The 19,583-nt window shown below is 44.4% G+C and carries 17 protein-coding genes; 14 read left to right on the top strand and 3 right to left on the bottom strand.

The features are described from left to right. Positions 1 to 141: 141 nt before the first annotated feature. The 7 genes from SJY39_RS05990 to purF all read left to right on the top strand — a co-directional run bounded on the left by SJY39_RS05990 (position 142) and on the right by purF (position 11,161). Positions 142 to 5,136, top strand: a complete 4,995-nt coding sequence (locus SJY39_RS05990) for a FimV/HubP family polar landmark protein (protein ID WP_390241524.1) — start codon at positions 142 to 144, stop codon at positions 5,134 to 5,136. A gap of 145 nt (positions 5,137 to 5,281) precedes the next feature. Further along, positions 5,282 to 6,076: a tRNA pseudouridine(38-40) synthase TruA gene (gene truA / locus SJY39_RS05995; protein WP_016783795.1), complete on the top strand. Its 795-nt coding sequence runs from the start codon at positions 5,282 to 5,284 to the stop codon at positions 6,074 to 6,076. A gap of 176 nt (positions 6,077 to 6,252) precedes the next feature. Further along, positions 6,253 to 7,179 (top strand): acetyl-CoA carboxylase, carboxyltransferase subunit beta, encoded by a 927-nt coding sequence (gene accD / locus SJY39_RS06000; RefSeq protein WP_010436898.1) that lies wholly within the window; start codon positions 6,253 to 6,255, stop codon positions 7,177 to 7,179. Between the two features lie 42 nt (positions 7,180 to 7,221). After that, on the top strand, positions 7,222 to 8,484 hold the full coding sequence (gene folC / locus SJY39_RS06005) for a bifunctional tetrahydrofolate synthase/dihydrofolate synthase (protein WP_016767511.1): 1,263 nt from the start codon (positions 7,222 to 7,224) through the stop codon (positions 8,482 to 8,484). Then, complete coding sequence (locus tag SJY39_RS06010; RefSeq protein ID WP_010436902.1) at positions 8,485 to 9,060, top strand: SPOR domain-containing protein; 576 nt, start codon at positions 8,485 to 8,487, stop codon at positions 9,058 to 9,060. A gap of 61 nt (positions 9,061 to 9,121) precedes the next feature. Beyond that, on the top strand, positions 9,122 to 9,613 hold the full coding sequence (locus SJY39_RS06015; protein ID WP_009848678.1) for a CvpA family protein: 492 nt from the start codon (positions 9,122 to 9,124) through the stop codon (positions 9,611 to 9,613). Positions 9,614 to 9,646: 33 nt separating this feature from the next. Then, positions 9,647 to 11,161: an amidophosphoribosyltransferase gene (gene purF / locus SJY39_RS06020; protein WP_010436912.1), complete on the top strand. Its 1,515-nt coding sequence runs from the start codon at positions 9,647 to 9,649 to the stop codon at positions 11,159 to 11,161. Between the two features lie 199 nt (positions 11,162 to 11,360). Here the strand turns inward: purF and SJY39_RS06025 are convergent, their stop codons facing one another. Further along, positions 11,361 to 12,236 carry a LysR family transcriptional regulator gene (locus SJY39_RS06025; RefSeq protein WP_004734167.1) on the bottom strand — a complete coding sequence of 292 codons (876 nt, stop codon included), beginning with the start codon at positions 12,234 to 12,236 and terminating at the stop codon, positions 11,361 to 11,363. A 228-nt stretch (positions 12,237 to 12,464) separates the two neighbouring features. On the opposite strand from SJY39_RS06025, the gene SJY39_RS06030 reads away from it, so the two are divergent. The 7 genes from SJY39_RS06030 (at position 12,465) to recR (ending at position 18,436) form a co-directional block, all read left to right on the top strand. Beyond that, entirely contained in the window at positions 12,465 to 13,568 is a 1,104-nt protein-coding gene (locus SJY39_RS06030) for a response regulator (protein ID WP_010436916.1), read from the top strand. Between the two features lie 148 nt (positions 13,569 to 13,716). Further along, entirely contained in the window at positions 13,717 to 13,854 is a 138-nt protein-coding gene (locus tag SJY39_RS06035; RefSeq protein WP_004734169.1) for a hypothetical protein, read from the top strand. Positions 13,855 to 13,928: 74 nt separating this feature from the next. Next, on the top strand, positions 13,929 to 14,300 hold the full coding sequence (locus SJY39_RS06040; RefSeq protein ID WP_029189203.1) for a YbaN family protein: 372 nt from the start codon (positions 13,929 to 13,931) through the stop codon (positions 14,298 to 14,300). Positions 14,301 to 14,463: 163 nt separating this feature from the next. Continuing rightward, positions 14,464 to 15,009, top strand: a complete 546-nt coding sequence (gene apt / locus SJY39_RS06045; protein ID WP_010436920.1) for an adenine phosphoribosyltransferase — start codon at positions 14,464 to 14,466, stop codon at positions 15,007 to 15,009. Positions 15,010 to 15,027: 18 nt separating this feature from the next. Then, a complete protein-coding gene (gene dnaX, locus SJY39_RS06050) occupies positions 15,028 to 17,277 on the top strand; it encodes a DNA polymerase III subunit gamma/tau (protein ID WP_016793838.1) in 2,250 nt (749 codons plus the stop codon). A 151-nt stretch (positions 17,278 to 17,428) separates the two neighbouring features. Continuing rightward, positions 17,429 to 17,758, top strand: a complete 330-nt coding sequence (locus SJY39_RS06055; protein WP_009848672.1) for a YbaB/EbfC family nucleoid-associated protein — start codon at positions 17,429 to 17,431, stop codon at positions 17,756 to 17,758. A 78-nt stretch (positions 17,759 to 17,836) separates the two neighbouring features. Beyond that, a complete protein-coding gene (gene recR / locus SJY39_RS06060) occupies positions 17,837 to 18,436 on the top strand; it encodes a recombination mediator RecR (RefSeq protein ID WP_010436925.1) in 600 nt (199 codons plus the stop codon). Positions 18,437 to 18,531: 95 nt separating this feature from the next. Here recR and aqpZ read toward each other — a convergent pair whose 3' ends face one another. Both aqpZ and SJY39_RS06070 read right to left on the bottom strand, forming a co-directional pair. Beyond that, positions 18,532 to 19,221, bottom strand: coding sequence for an aquaporin Z (gene aqpZ, locus SJY39_RS06065; RefSeq protein ID WP_016767513.1), 690 nt, complete (start codon positions 19,219 to 19,221; stop codon positions 18,532 to 18,534). A gap of 100 nt (positions 19,222 to 19,321) precedes the next feature. Beyond that, on the bottom strand, positions 19,322 to 19,570 hold the full coding sequence (locus SJY39_RS06070) for a YkgJ family cysteine cluster protein (protein ID WP_010436940.1): 249 nt from the start codon (positions 19,568 to 19,570) through the stop codon (positions 19,322 to 19,324). Positions 19,571 to 19,583 lie beyond the last annotated feature (13 nt).

Below are 19,583 nucleotides of genomic sequence, written 5' to 3' on the forward strand. Positions count from 1 at the left end.
TTAGTCAAATTGTGTGAAATTGCTGCGAATATTGTTGCTGCAACACATTTTTTGTTTTCATCTCTATAGTTTTACGTCATTTATCCGATATATTTAATAGATCATCACTTTTCCGAATTTAAGCACCTAGCTGAGCCTTTTATGTTTCAAATTTTCAAGCCGTGGTTAATGCCTTTTGCCTTTATCATTGCGACTCAGATTTCCGTTGTTCGTGCAGATTCCATTCGAGTTGTAGGGCCTAATGGTCAGATACAATCAGCGCCTACGTTTTCAGAACCTCTTCAAAGAGCGCAGTCGAATAGCGCTGAGCCTTCTCGTTTCTATGGTCCAACTCGTGGCTCAGAAACTTTGTGGTCTATTGCCTCAAAGCTACGCCCTGATAACTCTGTTTCAGTTCAACAAACCTTGTTGGCTATTTATCACTTAAACCCGCAAGCGTTTGAAAATCAGAATATCCATAGCTTGTTGCCTGCCAGTAATTTACGTGTTCCTTCTTTAGAGCAAACACGTGCTAGCTCGACGCAGCAAGCTATCAACATCATGAACTCGCACCTTGCTAAGCTTGACGCTCCTGTGACTAAGCCTGCAGCTTCGAAGCCAAAGGCGCCGATTCCTGAAAGCGCAAACAATGTTGCCCCAGCCAAACAAGTCAGCGCTGCAGAAACCGTTAAAAAGCCATTGTCTCCAACCCAGTCCTCTCTAGCCAACTCAGCTCCAACCCAGGAGATGAACAAGCTAGAGAAACAGTTAGAGCTTTCAGAAACAGAGTTGTTGTCACTTGAAGAGAAAAACCACCAACTTCGTTTGATGTTGTCGAATGTTCAATCGGAAGTCGATGAACTAAAAACAGAACTCAGTGATGAAGACCGCATTCGCAGCGAAGTCGAAAAGCTACTTGATGAAGAGCGTAGAAAGAACGCTGAAATCGAAAAAATGGCACCGAGTGCGATGGACGAACTGTTATCTAATGGTTGGTTAGTTGCGGCCCTTGCGATTATTCCGGGTCTTTTACTTGGTTTGATTATTGTGATGTTGTTAGGTCGTCGTTCTAAAAATGATGAACAGCAACAAACCTCTCAAGATCAACCTATTCAGCCAGAGCCAAGCAGCGCAGCGCCTATCGCTCTTAGCGATGAAATGGATGACTTTGACAACGATCTATCTCTAGATGATGAGTTGTTTGGCACTGAAGATGACGCCAATAAGTTGTTTGATGACCAAGCACTTGCAGAAGAAGACGATGTATTTGCGGGTTTAGAAGAGTCTGATCTCGACTTCAACCTTGACGGTGAAGATGATGACCCATTTGCCAGCATCGGTGATAACGGTGACTTAGATACCAACTTCGACGAGCTGGACTTAGACAGCAGTAACGGCATCAGTGTCAACGCTGAAGAAAAAGCACTTGGCCTTGAAGAGATGGAACGTGCGCTTGATAAAACGGCAGAAAGCGCACTTGATTCGGATGATGGTGATTTTGACCTTTCGGATGACAATACAATGTCTGCTGATGACATTGAGGCGTTACTATCTCAAGAATCCGCAACAGAAGATTTAGGCTCAAATGAGCTAGACCAATCTCTACTTGATGATCTGTTTGCGCTTGATGATGAAGATGATGACAGCTTCGATATCGATGCGTTGATTTCAGAAGAGCAAAATGATTCGGCTTCTAGCACAAACATGCCAACAACTGATGACTTCGACATTGATGCGCTTATTTCAGAGCAACAGAGCGATGCTAAACCAGCCGATGTGAGCAACGATGAATTTGATATCGATGCTTTGATTTCTGAACAGCAGACCTCACAACCTGCGGTTCCTAGTGTAGAAGATGATATTGATGACATCTTTGCTCAAGTCGCAGCGCAGAACAATGGAGCTAATGATCCTTTTGACCTAGATAGCGATGATGAGATTGCTTCTGATCTTAACAGCGGTTTAGCGTCTGATGATGATATTGAAAATATTCTGGCTCAGTTTGATCAACCATTAGAAAGTGAAGAAGAACCAGACAGTGTTGATCTACTGGATGAACAATTATCAGGAAATGATGTTGATCTAAGTAACTCAACTGACCTGCTTGACGAAATGCTAGAAGATGAATCAGATGAGGATTCTGGCGAACCTTTGGGCTTTGATGCTTTATCTGAACTGGAGGAGCTTTCTGGTCTATCAACCGATGATGAACTAAACATCGCAGAAGACAGTATAGAAACCTTGGATGAATTGATCAGTGATTCTGATGGTGATGACTTTGAGCTTGATGCTGAGAGTACAGATTTACTTGATGATTTTCTTGATAGCGAATTATTAGCTGACGATCTTTCAACCGATGGAACAGATAAGCCGGTCACTGAATCTTTAGACCCGTTTGATGACTTACTAACCAGTGGTATTGAAGACGAGCTTGAATCAGAAGAATTGACGTTTGATAAAGAGTTGGACATCGCGTTTGATTTAGACAAAACCAGTGATGACCTTCTTACCGATTCAGACGTTGAGCCTGAACAGATAACCGATCAACCAACTGAACTTGAGTCCTCAGAAGCTGAGTTAGCACAAACAACCGATACAAGTGAAACACTGCAGCCTGAACAACCTTCAACCAACGATGAATCATTAGATTCGGAAATTGCTGAAAACGATGTTGATGTTCCGGCTGAAAGTGAAAAAGCGTTTAACAGTGATGACTTTATCGATGATTTGTTTGGCGTAGCGCCTGCAACGGATGCATTGCTAGATGATGCACTAGAAACAACTGACGAAGAGTTGGTTGATGAGTTGATGACGTCTGATGACAGTGCTTTACAGGAAGCGGTTGAAGAGCCAATTGAAGATCTCATTGATAATATTTCAGAGCCAGAACAAACGTCTCTTCCGGATGCTACTGAAACCTTACCAGAAGAGAGCGTGTCGTCTGTTGAAGATGACGAACTGGATATAGATTCACTGCTATCTGAAAACTCTGATCTCGAAGCACCAGTTTATGATGAGCTAGAGCAGGAAGAACCTAGTCAACACAGACCTGAACAAGGCGAGTCAGCCGCACAAGACAGTAGTGAAGACACCGCACCTAGTCTTGAAAACCACGTTGCTCCGCCTTCTTTGAATGATATATCTGAAGACGATGAAGAGACGGTTGAAGATTGGCTAGCAGAAGCGATCGACGATGTCGAATCTCCAGAGAACATTGACTCTGATTTTGACTTTGAACCGAAAATTGAAGGTAGCGATGAGCTAGAGAATGTTGTTGAATCCATGCCAGAGCCAGAGCCAGAGCCAGAGCCAGAGCCAGAGCCAGAGCCAGAGCCAGAGCCAGAGCCAGAGCCAGAGCCAGAGCCAGAGCCAGTTCGTGCTGCGAATATGCCAGAGATCATTCCCAATGAATTTGGTGTACCAGAGGACGACGATTGGCTGATTGGAGAGGATACAATTAACGAAGGTGCATTGACGGAATCTGACGCGGAAGTAACATCGGAATCAGAAGCTCCTGTTGCTGACTCTCAACTCGATGCTGCACCTGAAAGCGGTGCTGTGCCTCAAACGGAAACCACACCGCAAGTTGAATCTGTACCTCAAACTGAAACTACTTCCTCAGACAGCGAGGATGAGTTCTCTTTTGATGATTTCGAATTGCCTGAGTTCGGTGAAGAAGATGCATTGGCGGAAGCTGATGCTGAAGTCACACCAGAATTAGAAGCTCCTGTTGTTGACTCTCAACTCGATACTGAATTGCAACTAGACGCTGCACCGCAAATTGAATCTGCACCTCAAATAGAAGCTACACCATCAGACAGCGAAGAAGAGTTCTCTTTTGATGATTTTGAGCTTCCTGAGTTTGGCGAAGAAGATGCATTAGCGGAAGCTAACACTGAAATAACACCAGAACCAACAGCACCTGTTACTGATTCACAACCAACCGCAGAACCTCAAACCGAAGCTGCACCACAAACTGAAATGGCGAGATCAGATAGCGAAAAAGAGTTTTCGTTTGATGATTTTGAACTTCCAGAGTTTGGTGAAGAAGATGCGTTGGCGGAAGCAGTTAGTGAACCGGACGAAGCACAGTTAGAGCAAGACTTATCTGATGGTACAGAGACGTTCGAGTTCGATGACCTTGACCTTCCTGAGTACGATGAAGAGAGTGCCAAAGCGGATTCTGTTCTTGATGACATTGAACAAAGTAGTGACGAGCCAGTCGCTGAAGAACAAGGCGTAGAATTAGATGAATTTGATTTGCCGGAATACGGTGAAGATGAAGCTATATCAGATGCCTTTGCTGAAAAACCAACGCCGTTAACTTCTTTTAGCCCGCAAGGTGAAGAGCAAGACGCATTGCATGACTTGTTCTCTAATCCACAAAGCTTTAGTCAAGCTGATGATTTCTCTGATACAGAAGAACCTGAAGTTGAAGACTTTACTCAACCGATGACTTCTGCGGGTGAAGCACCAAGACAAGACTTAAACACAGCGTTGACTCAAGACGAGCCACTTGAAGGCTTTGATGATTTTGATGAAACAGCATTAGCTGAATTGCTTTCTGAAGATGTTCAAGACTCTGTCGACAACATGTTCAACAAACCACTGGATGCGACCTCAATTGATAGTGCAGGACTTGATATTGATGCCATGCTTGAAGTTGGCGGTGAAGATTGGAAAGGCTTTAACCTAGCGCCAGAGCAACAATCGAGCATGCATAATGATGTGCCTGATGATCAACAAGAGATTTGGGCGTCGGCTGAACAGCAAGCTGAACCGAAGATCAAAGAAGAGAATTGGGCTCAACAAGACAACCTAACCGAATCAGGCAACAGTCGTGATAAGCAGTACATGACGATTGATGAACTAATGGCTCAAGTAGAGCAAGAAGGTGAAGAAGTCATTAATCCAGACGATGAAGAGTTAAAATTGGACGTTGGCCTAAATGAATTCCCTGATGTCATTGGTGATATTGGTAATTTTGATGTGGACAGCAACGCTGAAGCTGCTGGTAAGCTTGATTTGGCTAAAATCTATATCGAGATGAGTGATCCTCATGGAGCTATTAAGCTCTTGGAAGAGGCGATAGTAGACGGCAGCGATGATATTCGCCGAGAGGCAAAGAACCTCATCGATACGTTAAACGGCCGATAAATTAAATCAAACATAAAGGGTAGCGTTGGCTACCCTTTACTTTAGGGCGCTGGTGATTGTTTATTGCAGTTTTAACTCCATCTCATTTGGGCTAACACTCATTTCCGTATATACTTCTCGGCCCATTTTCAAAGAGAACAAGAACATGAAAATTGCTTTAGGTATTGAATATAACGGTACCCACTACTTTGGTTGGCAGCGCCAACGAGACGTGAAAAGTGTCCAAGAAGAATTGGAAAAGGCTCTTTCAGTTGTCGCGAATCACCCGGTAGAAGTTATGTGCGCAGGTCGAACCGATGCTGGTGTTCACGGTACGGGGCAAGTCGTTCACTTTGAAACAAATGTCGATCGCAAAATGGTAGCGTGGACAATGGGCGCGAATGCCAATATGCCAAAAGATATTGCGGTTCGTTGGGCTACAGAAGTGAATGAAGATTTTCATGCTCGTTTCTCAGCAACAGCTCGTCGCTATCGTTACATTATCTTTAACCACGCATTACGCCCTGGCATTTTAAATTCAGGAGTGAGTCATTATCATGGTCACCTTGATGAGAAAAAAATGCACGAAGCGGGTCAGTACTTGCTTGGTGAAAATGACTTTACGTCGTTTAGAGCAACACATTGCCAATCTCGCAGTCCATGGCGAAACATGATTCACTTAAACGTGACTCGTCATGGACACTACATCGTGATCGATATTAAAGCGAATGCGTTTGTCCATCATATGGTGAGGAATATCACTGGTAGCTTAATTGCGGTAGGTAAAGGTGAGCAGAAACCAGAGTGGATCCAATGGCTTTTAGAAGCAAAAGATCGAAAAGTTGCAGGTGCGACCGCAAAAGCGGAAGGCTTGTATCTGGTAGATGTTGATTATCCTGAACATTTTGATCTACCAAGAGAGCCAATTGGCCCTCTATTTTTACCGGATAATTTGAACTAAATGTGAGACTTAGGTTCAAAAAATATTACGGTTTCGTGCGTAAAATAGTCACAGAAAATAGGTACAACCAGTTTTTTATCTACAGTCGCTGTTTTATGTGCTTTAATTCCCACGCATAATTCCCAAATTTATTTCTTTCGCAATCAAGCGGAAGAATCGAAACAAAAAGGTCTTCCATGAGTTGGCTTGAAAAGATTTTAGAAAAAAGCAACATCGTAACATCTCGTAAAGCGTCTATCCCTGAAGGGGTTTGGACTAAATGTACTTCTTGTGAGCAGGTTCTTTACCATGCTGAACTAGAGCGTAACCTAGAAGTATGTCCAAAATGTGACCATCACATGCGCATGAAGGCACGTCGCCGTCTGGATACATTCCTAGACAAAGGTGAGCGTGTTGAACTGGGCACTGATCTTGAGCCACAAGATAAACTTAAGTTTAAAGACTCTAAGCGCTACAAAGAACGTATCTCTGCTGCACAGAAAAACAGCGGTGAGACAGATGCATTAGTGGCAATGAAAGGCGAACTACTTGGTTTACCTATCGTAGCATGTGCGTTTGAATTCTCATTTATGGGTGGTTCAATGGGCTCTGTGGTAGGTGCACGTTTTGTGAAAGCTGTTGATGCAGCTATCGAAAACAATTGCGGCTTAGTGTGTTTCTCTGCAAGTGGTGGTGCTCGTATGCAAGAGGCGCTTATGTCTCTAATGCAAATGGCGAAAACCAGTGCTGCTCTTGAGCGCTTATCTGCGAAAGGCTTACCGTTTGTTTCAGTAATGACTGATCCAACAATGGGGGGGGTTTCTGCAAGTTTGGCCATGCTTGGTGATATCAATATTGGTGAGCCAAAAGCGCTTATCGGTTTTGCTGGACGTCGTGTAATTGAGCAAACGGTACGTGAAGACCTTCCTGAAGGTTTCCAACGCAGTGAGTTCTTACTAGACCACGGTGCTATCGACATGATCGTTGACCGTCGTGAAATGCGTCAGCGTGTTGCAAGCCTTGTTGCTAAAATGACCAACCAGCCTTCACCATTGGTAGTTTCTGTGAACGATTCACCGAATGAAGCTACTTATGAAGTACCAGAAGCGCCAGAAAAAGGGTAAAGTACCATCTAACAAACCTACTTAATCATGGTTATGAGTTAGATGAGTCAACAACCTATTCCTCAAGCCACATCCTCTTTGGAGATGTGGCTTGATTATTTATCAAACATCCACACAAGTGCTATTGATCTTGGTTTAGACCGAGTTCAAGCCGTCGCCTCTAAGGCAAAGCTAACCAAACCTGCTCAACACGTTATTACCGTTGCTGGAACCAATGGCAAAGGCTCAACGTGTGCTCTGATGGAAGCGATTCTGTTGGACGCTGGTTACTCAGTTGGTGTCTACAGTTCTCCTCACTTAATTCGCTATAACGAGCGTGTTCGTATTAACGGCCAAGATCTATCCAACGAAAAGATGGTTCAGTCTTTCGATTTCATTGAGAAAGAGCGTGGCGAAATCAGCCTTAGCTTTTTCGAATATGGTACGTTGGCGGCGTTACGTGCTTTTCAAACAGAAACGGTTGATGTTGTGTTATTGGAAGTGGGTCTAGGCGGGCGTCTAGATGCGACCAATATCGTTGAACATGATGTTTCTGTGATTACCAGTTTGGCTGTCGACCATGTTGATTGGTTGGGTGACGACATCAATGTGATTGGCTTTGAAAAAGCGGGTATCTATCGTAGTGGTAAACCTGCTATTTGTGGTCAACCCAAGCCACCTGCGACGGTTGCTGCGCACGCTGATGACATTAAGGCTGAGTTCTATCAAGTGGGTATTCAATATGCTTATGATGTAGATGGTGATGTGTGGAATTGGCGCAGTGGTGCATTTCAATTGGAATCACTGCCTATTCCAAGCCTACCATTACCTAATGCAGCAACAGCATTAATGGCACTAGGTACTTCAGATCTGACTATTAGCGATGTTAACGTGGTGAACGGTTTGAAGAATGCTCAGCTCCCGGGACGCATGCAGCAAATTAGTGAACACCCCGTGATTGTGCTTGATGTCGCGCATAATCCGCATTCGGCCGAATATTTTGCACAGCAAGTTGAGAAGACGTACGCAGGAAAAAACTTACACGTTGTTGTCGCTATGCTTCATGACAAAGATATCCCCGCGACATTGGAAGTATTAGCGCCGATGACAACACATTGGTACCCAGCTTCACTGCAAGGCCCACGAGCTGCAACGGCGGCGGAATTGTGTCAAAGCTTACCTGAAGGTATAAAGCAGCATACAACTCCTGTTGCGGCGTTTGAAGCGGCTTTAGCTTCGGCTCAAGGTGATGATGTTGTGTTGGTGGTCGGTTCTTTCCATACCGTTGGTGAAGTGTTGGAGCACTGGCAGAAAAAAGGAAACTAAATGGCAAGTAAATTCCAAAGCCGATTAGTCGGCACCATCATTTTAGTGGCCATTGGCGTGATTGTATTGCCCGATGTGCTTGATGGTAAGAAGCTCCACTACAAAGAAGAGTTTGCAAGCATTCCGATTAAACCTGAGCTTGATAGTAATGTTGAGGTTTTTGAAGTGCTCGACCCTGTTGAAGATCAGATTGCATTACCGGATTCTCCGGTTGAGCAAGTGGTTGAAAGTGGCGGTGCTGATAAATCCGATACGCAAATGGCGTCGACTTCAAACAATAAAGAAGCAGACAAAGTGGCAGTCGTGGTGAAACCTGTACCAGAAAAAAATGAATACCAAGACAGTGCTTGGCTTATTCAATTAATGGCTTTGAAGAATGCTGACAACGCAAAAAATGTTGTTAAGGATTTACAAAAGCGTGGTTACCAGGCTCACACCAAACAAGAAAAAACTTTTACGCGAGTAATTATTGGCCCGGATGTCTCTAAATCCAAACTTGAGCGACAAATTAAGGAATTAGAAAAAATTACGGGTTCAAAAGGCCAATTGCTCAAATTTAAACCGTTAAATCCATAAGAAAACGTTTGCGTCAGCATTTTTTCTGTTAAAATGCGCGCCAACTTAAGATGAAGAATTCATGAATTGGTTAGATTTTGTCATTTTAGGCGTGATCGGCTTCTCTGCCGTGATCAGTTTAGTTCGCGGTTTCGCTAAAGAAGCGTTGTCACTTGTTATTTGGTTTGGAGCATTTTTTATTGCTAGCCAGTACTACGCTAAATTAGCCATGTACTTCACCAATATCGAAGATGAGATGTTTCGAAACGGAACTGCGATAGCAGCATTGTTTGTTGCGACGTTAGTTGTTGGTGCCTTAGTTAACTATGTCATCGGTCAACTAGTTCAGAAAACAGGCCTGTCGGGTACAGACAGAATCCTCGGTGTCGTCTTTGGTGGCTTACGTGGTGTTTTGATTGTTTCTGCAGTGTTGTTTTTCATGGATGCGTTTACTGCATTCCCAAGTTCTGAGTGGTGGAAGAATTCGCAATTGGTTCCGGAGTTTAGTCGAATCATTGCGCCGTTCTTCGAGCATTTACAAGCAACATCTAGTTTCTTATCTGGCGCGCTTTAGCGCCAGTTAATGTCGAAAATCGAGGATTAGGACATGTGTGGTATTGTTGGAATCGTGGGTTCAACACCTGTAAACCAGTCTATTTATGACGCTTTAACGGTATTGCAGCATCGTGGCCAAGATGCCGCTGGTATTTGTACCATAGAAAGCAATCGTTTCCGTCTGCGTAAGGCGAACGGTTTAGTAAAAGATGTTTTTGAAGCAAAACACATGCAGCGCTTACAAGGTGAAGTGGGTATTGGTCACGTTCGCTATCCTACAGCGGGCAGTTCAAGTGCTTCTGAAGCTCAGCCTTTCTACGTAAACTCTCCTTTTGGCATCACGTTGGCGCACAACGGTAACCTAACGAACGCAAATGAAGTTCGTGCGAAATTATTCGAGAAAGACCGTCGTCATGTGAATACAACCTCTGATTCTGAAGTTCTACTGAATGTATTAGCTCATGAGATCGATACCGTTAAAGGTAACGTGACTTCAGAAGACGTTTTCCGCGCAGTAGCGAACGTGCACCGCACTATTCGTGGTGCTTACGCCGTAACGGCAATGATTATCGGCCACGGCATGATCGCATTCCGTGACCCACATGGCATCCGTCCGCTGTGTCTTGGTAAGCGTGAAGTTAATGGTAAAACAGAGTATATGGTTGCGTCTGAGTCAGTAGCGTTAGACGCTGTTGGTTTTGACTTTATGCGTGACGTTGCTCCTGGTGAAGCTATCTACGCAACATTCGACGGTGATCTTTTCACTAAGCAATGTGCAGATAACCCACAGTTAAATCCATGTATCTTTGAGTTTGTTTACTTTGCTCGTCCTGACTCGTTCATCGATAAAATCTCAGTTTACAGCGCGCGCGTTGAGATGGGTGAGATGCTAGGTAAACGTATTAAGGAAGAGTACGCAGACCTAGACATTGACGTGGTAATTCCAATTCCAGAAACATCGAATGATATCGCGTTGCGAATCGCTCAAGCGATTAACAAGCCATACCGTCAAGGTTTCGTGAAAAACCGCTACGTTGGCCGCACGTTCATCATGCCTGGTCAGCAACAGCGTAAGAAGTCAGTTCGTCGTAAGCTCAACGCTATTCGTTCTGAGTTCAAAGATAAGAACGTTCTACTGGTTGATGATTCTATTGTTCGTGGTACGACATCAGAGCAGATCATTGAGATGGCTCGTGATTCAGGCGCAAACAAAGTTTACATGGTTTCAGCCGCTCCAGAAGTACGCTTCCCTAACGTTTACGGCATCGATATGCCAAGCGCGACAGAGCTGATTGCTCATGGTCGTGATAATGAAACGATTTGTAAGCAGATTGGCGCAGACGCTTTGATTTTCCAAACACTACCAGACCTTATTTCTGCAGTCGGCATGGGTAATCAAGACATCTCTCGTTTCGATACTTCAGTATTCAACGGTGAGTATGTTACGGGCGATATTGACCAAGCGTACCTAGACTTCCTAGATTCTTTGCGTAATGACGACTCAAAGGTTCAACGTGAAATCCAGCAAGACTTAGCGAACTTAGAGCTGCATAACGAAGGCGCTTAGTTTCTCGTTAGCAACAGATCACTTTTGTTAGTGGTAAAGCACTTTCGTAAGCAGTAAAGCGATTCCATTATTAATAAAGTGTGTTCGCTAACAATCAAGTGTTTTCACTAATAACGAACCACAGTGTTGTTAGCGGGCTAAAAAGAAAAACCAGAGCATCAGCTCTGGTTTTTTTTGTTTGCGGGGAATGGGATTAGTATTAATGAATGTGGTATGCGATCACAAAATCAATAAACAATCTAACCTTCTCAGGTAAATGGTCTTTGTGGTTATAAAGCATGTAAATATCACGAGGGTTAGCGCTCCAGTCTTCTAAGACTTGTACTAAGCTGCCGTCTTCAATGTATTCACGGATCATGACATCAGGCATTAGGGTGATACCTAGGCCTTCAGAACACGCTTGTCTGACAACATTCAATGCATTGGCGTTGAAACGACCTTTCTCGCTATTAACGACGGTCTCTTCATTCGAATTACTCAGCTGCCACTTAATCAATGGGTAGCCTTTGAGCAACGAATGGTTTGCCAACTCTTCAGCGTGACTTGGTGCAGGGTTCTTAGCCAAGTAATCAGGGCTTGCGATAAGAATATCTTTCACTTCGCTGATTTTTCTCGCGATTAAGCTTGAGTCACGTTGCGGACCGACTCTGAAAATTACGTCCCACTCCGTTGGGTCAAGCTGATCGGCTTGGTTGTTCATCATCAGCTCAATATTGATATCAGGGTATTGAGTCATGAATTCACTGAACATCGGCATCATCATGCGCTTAGTCAGGTTGGAGGGAGCGGTAATACGGATCTTCCCTGAAGCACCTTTACACACATCAGTGAGCTCTTCTGCAGTAGAAGACAGACGTTGCAGTAACGGAGAGCACTCATTGAAAAAACGTTCGCCAGCCTCTGTCAAAGAGAGTTTACGCGCGTGTCTATTGAGAAGCCTTAGGTTTAAAGAGTCTTCTAAGGCTTGGATGCGTCGTGTGATGGTCGCAACCGGAATCATAGTTTTGCGTGATGTTGCGGTGTAGCTTCCATTTTCAACGACAAGTCGAAAGAGGTTTAAATCATCTAATTTCATAAATCCAGACACATTTGTTTACAATCTCATCTAATTTATACGTAACAGTGAGATCAATGTTTGCGTTACGTCAACTCGTTGCACTATTTACAAGTATTCCAACCCTCGTCACGAATTACCAGTAAAGAGTGCAAATTTGTGTATTTAGCATTTTATTACTAAGTTTTATATTAGTTCTTGGAACAGATAACAATAATAATTCGACTTAGTTTTGTGAGGTTAAAGATTATGTACAAAACTTACAGTCAGCCAGTAATGACCTCGGCTCAGGAGATGATCAACCAAAAATGTGTCATGTTGGTTGATGATGACCCCATTTTTCGCCGTATAACCAGCGCGTATTTAGATGCGATTGGTTATAAAGTGGTTGAGGCTGAGAATGGACTGGATGCTTTGCAAAAGCTTAGGGATTCAGCACCAGATTTAATTGTGTGTGACTTATCAATGCCAATTTTGGATGGCATCGAGCTTGTAGAAGAGCTCAGCTTAGAGTATCCATCATTGCCTATGATTGTTGTGTCAGCGACAGACGACATGTCAGATGTCGCTAAAGCATTGCGATTTGGCATTAAAGACTTTTTAGCTAAACCGTTAGAGGATCACGCCCATTTAGGTAGCGCGATAGCTAATACACTCAAAGACTCGTTTGACAATATTTCAGACCAACGAGACTTTTCGAGCCAATGGTTTTCGGTAGATGACGGAGGAGAAATCCCTGAAGATCAAGAATTACATTGGCACTTGAATTACTTGCAAGACAACCCTAGTGCAGCAAAAGATCTATTGCATGCGCTACTTCCGGAAAAAGATACACGACAAGGAGCGTGGCGCTGTAGTTATCGATTGTTGCAATCAACAGAAATGATGCCACTTGTGTTTGATTACGCGTGGCTGATGAACGGGCAGTTTGCTTTTTATCTCGTTGATTCGTCTTCTTCTGATAATGGAGGCTCCGCGACGACCTTACTGGTGAGAGCTCTATTCCACGATTACATCAGGAATAGAAAAGATTTTAATGTTGACCTCAAAGATATTGCTGAGGTTTTAGAGAAAGGGATTCATTGCTCTAAGTGCGCTACGCCAGTTGATGCTTTGTTTGGTGTGGCTAATCTTGCTGAAGGGACTATCTCTATCTTACCTGCGGGTTTAGATGGGCGGTGGTCAAACGGTGAGGTGAATCAACACATTGCTGCAGGTGAGCGTTTAGGTGAAAACTGTAAGAAGAATTTTATTACAAGGGATCTGCCGATTGAAAAAGGGTGCCAGTTGTCAATGAGCTTACTGGGATCGGCAAGTTTTAGCTTAGACATACACCAAGGGTCTACTGATTAACCCTATATTTCCTCGGTTTTTGTGAATAATTGATTAAGGTATAGTTGCGCAAATGGTGTGGCTATGCCTTTTTTGTTAAATGTTGATTTAGCAAAGAGGGTTTGGTTCGCCACACACTTACCTTTACTAACAAAAACAAGAAGTAATCATGGCAGATAACAAAGACTTTCAAGACCCGTTTAATGTATTCTACTTTCTAGGATTTTTAGCCGCATTTTTAGCGATCCCATTATTACCAGCAACCCTTACGTTGATTCGAGTATTCAATGGTTACGCAACATTCTAGTGAAGCTATCTTAGATAAACTAATATAGTTAACTCAAGGAGGCCACAATTAGCGTTCGAGTTTTAAGCCTCAATATTGCTGGTGGCCTTTGTATATTTCTCGCAGTTCTAGGGATAGTTTTGCCCGTTCTGCCAACCACTCCTTTTCTCCTTCTTGCCAGCGCCTGCTTCATGCGAAGCAATCCGAAAGTTCATAAATGGATGCATGAGCACAAAACGCTGGGCCCTTTACTGAACAATTGGTATCAATACGGTGCCGTTACCAAACAAGTTAAAACGCGTGGCGTATTCTTTATCTTGTTGAGTTTTGCGTTATCCATCTACTTTGCTCCTATCATTTGGGTCAAGGCTTTCCTAATTTGCGTACTTGTTATTCTTCTCACATGGTTTATGCGACTTCCAACTCATGAGTTGGTTGCTGACAGCAAAGAAAATCACTACCATTAAGCCAGTGTGCCTGCTTATTTAGCGGGCGTTTATTATTTCAGCAATGAAAGTTATGACTCTCGTTGCAATGAATACCAATCGTACCTTTCCTTGGTTTCGTGCGTTAACTTGTTTGATTCGTTAACGAGAGTTTGGAAAGTGGCCTAATGAAGTGCATAAGATTATGAACACAGAAAAAATCTCTCTGATCAAAGCTAGCATCAAAAGTATCCCTGATTACCCTAAAGCAGGTATTTTGTTCCGTGACGTGACAAGCTTGATGGAAGATCCTGCAGCTTACAAAGCGACTATCGACCTGCTGGCGGAAACATACAAGGATATGGGCTTTACTAAGATTGTTGGTACTGAAGCTCGTGGTTTCCTATTTGGTGCGCCTTTGGCACTTGAGCTTGGTGTTGGTTTTATCCCTGTTCGTAAACCGGGTAAACTGCCTCGCGAAACAGTGGCACAATCTTATGAGCTAGAGTACGGCACAGATACATTAGAAATCCATACCGACGCTATCGTTGAAGGCGATAAAGTACTGATGGTCGATGACTTGCTTGCAACTGGCGGTACGATTGAAGCAACAACAAAGTTGATTCGTCAGCTTGGTGGTGTGGTAGAGCATGCTGCATTTGTAATTAACCTTCCAGAAATCGGTGGTGACAAGCGCTTAAAAGGCCTAGGTCTAGAAGTGTTTAGCATCTGCGAATTCGACGGTCATTAATCCTTTTCGGAATTATTCATGAGCTATCTTGCGTTAGCGCGAAAATGGCGACCAACCAAATTTAAAGAAGTGGTTGGTCAAGCCCATGTTTTAACAGCATTAGAGAATGCCCTTAGCCAGAATAGGTTGCACCATGCGTACTTGTTCAGCGGTACACGAGGTGTCGGTAAGACAACCATCGGTCGTTTGTTTGCTAAGGGCCTCAACTGTGAAACAGGCATTACCTCAACACCTTGTGGTGAATGCCCAACCTGTAAAGAGATCGATGAAGGTCGTTTTGTTGACCTGCTCGAGATTGATGCGGCATCACGAACAAAGGTAGAAGATACCCGCGAGCTTCTGGACAATGTTCAGTACAAGCCTGCACGTGGTCGCTTCAAGGTTTACCTTATCGATGAAGTACACATGCTTTCTAGGCACAGTTTCAACGCACTTCTAAAAACTTTAGAAGAACCGCCTGAATATGTGAAATTCTTGCTCGCAACGACAGATCCACAGAAGCTTCCAGTGACTATTTTGTCGCGTTGTCTGCAATTCCACCTTAAGCCGATCAGCGTGGATAACATTCATGAGCAGCTTGATCATATTCTAGAGCAAGAGAGCGTAACTTCTGAGTCTCGTGCGCTTGGAATGATTGCGCATGCGGCCGATGGCAGTATGCGTGACGCTCTTAGTCTAACAGATCAAGCGATTGCATTAGGCAATGGCAATGTAGTGACAGACACTGTTGCTCATATGCTCGGGACACTTGATACCGACCAAGCGATTCATCTTCTTGAAGCGATTAGCAGTAAACAGCCACAATTAGCGATGGCTTGCATTCAAGCTCTTGCTGAAAATGGCGTTGAGTGGGATGGATTGCTGAGTCAACTTGCGACTCAACTACACCGTTTGGCGATGTATCAAGCTCTGCCGTCTACTTTAGATAAGGCTCAGCCTGATGCCGAAAGGCTGGAACTGCTGAGCAAAGCGTTAAGCCCTCAAGACATCCAACTCTACTACCAGATAGTGCTGAAAGGTCGTGAAGACTTGCCATTATCGCCAACCGCTCGTGTTGGTATTGAGATGGTGGTTCTGCGTATGTTGGCGTTTAGACCGGTTGAACAAGCGGCTGCTACAGTTATCACGACTCAGTCGACAAGTCCTGTGCTAGCGCCTGCTACTCAAGCTCAAAGCGTTGCTCAACCTGTGAATCCATCTACACCAATGGCCGCTCCGAGACAGTCAGCTCAGGCTCCAGCGGTTTCACAGCCTCAAGTGCCTCAGCAAGCTCCTATTCAGCAGCCGGTGCAACAACAACCGCCGCAGAATCAGAACCAATATTCAGATTCGCAAGGTTACGCTGATCATTCAGGCAACCAAGGTTATCCAGAACAGGATTACCCGCATAGCCAAGATGATGCGCCACCGGCTTATGACGAACGTCCTAGCTACGGTACAGATCAGCCTCAGCAGCAACAAACGAATTATCAGAACCAGAGTCCGGTTCAACAGCCAAGCGCTGCACCTTCTGCTCCTTCTGTTTTGCAAGAGCAACCAGCGCGCGCAACCTCGCCAGTGAGTGGCTTACGCCATCAATTGCGTTCTCAACGTAGAGGCAGTGCCGCAACAGAAAACAAAGGGTCAGTGCCAAAAAAGGCTAAAGCGACACCAGCTAAAACTTCAGTTCTTGACCGAGTTGCTCAGCAACACGGTGGTTCTGAGCGGGTGTCGCCAGCTTCGTTATCCACTTCTTCTACAGAAAATGTTGCCAATGATAATGAACCTTATCGCTGGAAACCGTCTAAACCTGTAGTGAAAGAGGTGAGTAAAGAGCTTACACCCACTCAGATCAAGCGCGCGTTAGAGCACATTAAGACACCAGAAATGGTTGATAAATTGCTGCAAGAATCTATTGCTCAAGATGAATGGTCCGCCACGATTCAAAAGCTGGAAACAGCAAAGCTTGTTGAACAGTTAGCATTGAACTCAGTGTTTGCTAAAAATGGCACATCAATCACCTTAACGTTAAGATCGAGCCAAGCTCACCTGAATACGGATCGAGCACAGAGTGAGTTGTTACAGTCTCTCAATACCGTGCTCGGAGAAGAGTGTCATTTGAGTGTGGAAATCGGTGACGGTGGAGAAACACCTCTCGAATTAAGAGAAAGATTGTACCAAGGTAAGTTGAAAGACGCGTTTACCGCTTTGGAAAACGATGCCAATGTACAGTTTATTGAGAGGCGTTTTGCTGCTGAGCTCGACAGAGACAGTGTTCGCCCTATATAGAGCTTTTTCACGTTTAGTGACCTGCGTATCATCCTAGATAAGCAAATCTGAGAACTGAACCTCGAGGGGTTGAATCACTGTGGTTTAACCCCCATTTAAGCACCAAAGCTTAATAAATTTTAATAAACCAATTAGACCAGAGAGTATTAACATGTTTGGTAAAGGCGGTATGGGCAACATGATGAAGCAAGCCCAGCAAATGCAAGAGCGCATGCAAAAGCTTCAAGAAGAAATCGCGAATATGGAAGTTACAGGTGAGTCAGGTGCTGGCCTTGTAAAAGTAACCATCACTGGTAGCCACAGCGTTCGCCGTGTTGATATCGATGAAAGCCTAATGGAAGACGATAAAGAGATGCTTGAAGATCTTATCGCTGCTGCTTTCAACGACGCGGCTCGTCGTGTTGAAGAGACTCAAAAAGAGAAAATGGCTGGCGTAACTGGTGGGATGCAACTTCCACCAGGTATGAAGATGCCTTTCTAAGTAACTTATTCTTTAAAGTTAATTCAAGTGGTGGTTTGTGTTGAACAAGTCACCGTTTGAAAATCAGAACGGTTAACTATGCGTACCAGTCATATGCTGGAGCATTTGATGGAGGCCTTACGTTGTCTACCTGGGGTTGGTCCCAAGTCGGCGCAGCGTATGGCCTTTCATTTGTTACAGCGCGATAGAAAAGGCGGCCTACAGTTGGCTGATGCTCTTAGCCAGGCAATGACAGAAATTGGTCATTGTAATGAGTGCCGTACTTTTACTGAAGAAGATACCTGCCATATTTGTACCAACCCTAAACGTCAGGAAAATGGTCAAATCTGTGTAGTAGAGAGCCCTGCAGACATTGCAGCAATTGAAGCAACTGGCCAATATTCAGGCCGTTACTTTGTGTTGATGGGCCACCTTTCGCCACTTGATGGGATTGGTCCAAGTGATATTGGCCTCGATGTTTTGGATTACCGCTTACGTCGTGGTGATATCACAGAGGTTATTCTCGCGACCAACCCAACGGTTGAAGGCGAAGCAACGGCCCATTACATTGCTGAGCTATGCAATGCCCATGAAGTGAACGCAAGTCGAATCGCCCATGGTGTTCCCGTTGGTGGTGAGCTAGAGCTGGTGGATGGCACCACGCTTTCGCACTCCTTACTCGGTCGTCATAAGATATAAAAAAGCCGCTTGGTGAATAATCACTAAGCGGCTTTTTCTTCTTTTGTTATAAAGCTTTGTCCTTGAACGTGTCTATTCTAAAACCTTTCAAACGATTAATCAGAGCCGCGCACGGCTTTGTAAATCGCAGCGCCAATCACGGCACCAATAATCGGTGCAATCCAGAATAGCCATAATTGCGAAACAGCCCAGTCTCCAACAAATACGGCTACACCAGTACTTCGAGCAGGATTCACAGAGGTATTAGTGACGGGGATACTGATAAGGTGGATCAAGGTTAAACAAAGACCAATCGCGATAGGTGCAAATCCAGCCGGTGCTTTTGAATCGGTTGCCCCCATGATCACGAATAGGAACACCATGGTCATGACCACTTCACACACGAGTGCTGCGGTTAGCGAATAGTCACCCGGTGAGTGTTCACCGTAACCATTCGAAGCAAAGCCTGATGAGACAACGTCAAAACCTGCTTGGCCAGAAGCAATCACAAATAGCACGCCGCCCGCGATAATACCGCCAATCACTTGGGCAATAATATAAGGCGCAACATCTTTGCCATCAAAGCGACCACCACTCCATAGGCCGATGGTGACAGCAGGGTTGAGGTGGCAACCGGATATATGACCAATAGCGAAAGCCATAGTGAGTACGGTTAAACCAAAGGCAAGGGAAACTCCGAGTAGGCCAATTCCCACATCAGGGAAAGCCGCGGCTAAGACGGCACTACCACAACCGCCCAACACCAACCAAAACGTACCAAACATTTCTGCGATATACCTATTCATAACGATCCTTATTAATCTGTACCAGTATCAACAAGATAGTTTAGATTTCGTAACTTTGTGAAATCTTGAGCATATAGAAGGCAGAAAAGGGCAGATGCGCTTAGGTAATCGCTTCTAATTCGATCAGGTTATCAAGGGCTTCTTGGTCGGTCTTGCCACAAATGACAGGGCAGGCTTTGAATTGGTGGCACACCTTAGGGCGCGAAGATAGACCAAACAGCTTACAAAGATTTTGCTCATTTAATTGAATGCATCGCACGCCCGCAGGCTTGCCATTGGGCATTCCAGGAATAGCTGATGTAATACTTGGAGCGACACAACATGCTCCACAACCTAAACGACATTCCATCAAATTAAACTCA

Origin of the sequence: Vibrio sp. R78045, from assembly GCF_042466085.1 — a bacterium.
Lineage (GTDB): Bacteria > Pseudomonadota > Gammaproteobacteria > Enterobacterales > Vibrionaceae > Vibrio > Vibrio cyclitrophicus.

What these genes read in the sequence shown, in the direction of transcription:
- SJY39_RS05990 (WP_390241524.1), top strand. Translation starts at nt 142, where the DNA reads ATGTTTCAAATTTTCAAGCCGTGGTTAATGCCTTTTGCCTTTATCATT.
- truA (WP_016783795.1), top strand. Translation starts at nt 5,282, where the DNA reads ATGAAAATTGCTTTAGGTATTGAATATAACGGTACCCACTACTTTGGT.
- accD (WP_010436898.1), top strand. Translation starts at nt 6,253, where the DNA reads ATGAGTTGGCTTGAAAAGATTTTAGAAAAAAGCAACATCGTAACATCT.
- folC (WP_016767511.1), top strand. Translation starts at nt 7,222, where the DNA reads ATGAGTCAACAACCTATTCCTCAAGCCACATCCTCTTTGGAGATGTGG.
- SJY39_RS06010 (WP_010436902.1), top strand. Translation starts at nt 8,485, where the DNA reads ATGGCAAGTAAATTCCAAAGCCGATTAGTCGGCACCATCATTTTAGTG.
- SJY39_RS06015 (WP_009848678.1), top strand. Translation starts at nt 9,122, where the DNA reads ATGAATTGGTTAGATTTTGTCATTTTAGGCGTGATCGGCTTCTCTGCC.
- purF (WP_010436912.1), top strand. Translation starts at nt 9,647, where the DNA reads ATGTGTGGTATTGTTGGAATCGTGGGTTCAACACCTGTAAACCAGTCT.
- SJY39_RS06025 (WP_004734167.1), bottom strand. Translation starts at nt 12,236, where the DNA reads ATGAAATTAGATGATTTAAACCTCTTTCGACTTGTCGTTGAAAATGGA.
- SJY39_RS06030 (WP_010436916.1), top strand. Translation starts at nt 12,465, where the DNA reads ATGTACAAAACTTACAGTCAGCCAGTAATGACCTCGGCTCAGGAGATG.
- SJY39_RS06035 (WP_004734169.1), top strand. Translation starts at nt 13,717, where the DNA reads ATGGCAGATAACAAAGACTTTCAAGACCCGTTTAATGTATTCTACTTT.
- apt (WP_010436920.1), top strand. Translation starts at nt 14,464, where the DNA reads ATGAACACAGAAAAAATCTCTCTGATCAAAGCTAGCATCAAAAGTATC.
- dnaX (WP_016793838.1), top strand. Translation starts at nt 15,028, where the DNA reads ATGAGCTATCTTGCGTTAGCGCGAAAATGGCGACCAACCAAATTTAAA.
- SJY39_RS06055 (WP_009848672.1), top strand. Translation starts at nt 17,429, where the DNA reads ATGTTTGGTAAAGGCGGTATGGGCAACATGATGAAGCAAGCCCAGCAA.
- recR (WP_010436925.1), top strand. Translation starts at nt 17,837, where the DNA reads ATGCGTACCAGTCATATGCTGGAGCATTTGATGGAGGCCTTACGTTGT.
- aqpZ (WP_016767513.1), bottom strand. Translation starts at nt 19,221, where the DNA reads ATGAATAGGTATATCGCAGAAATGTTTGGTACGTTTTGGTTGGTGTTG.
- SJY39_RS06070 (WP_010436940.1), bottom strand. Translation starts at nt 19,570, where the DNA reads ATGGAATGTCGTTTAGGTTGTGGAGCATGTTGTGTCGCTCCAAGTATT.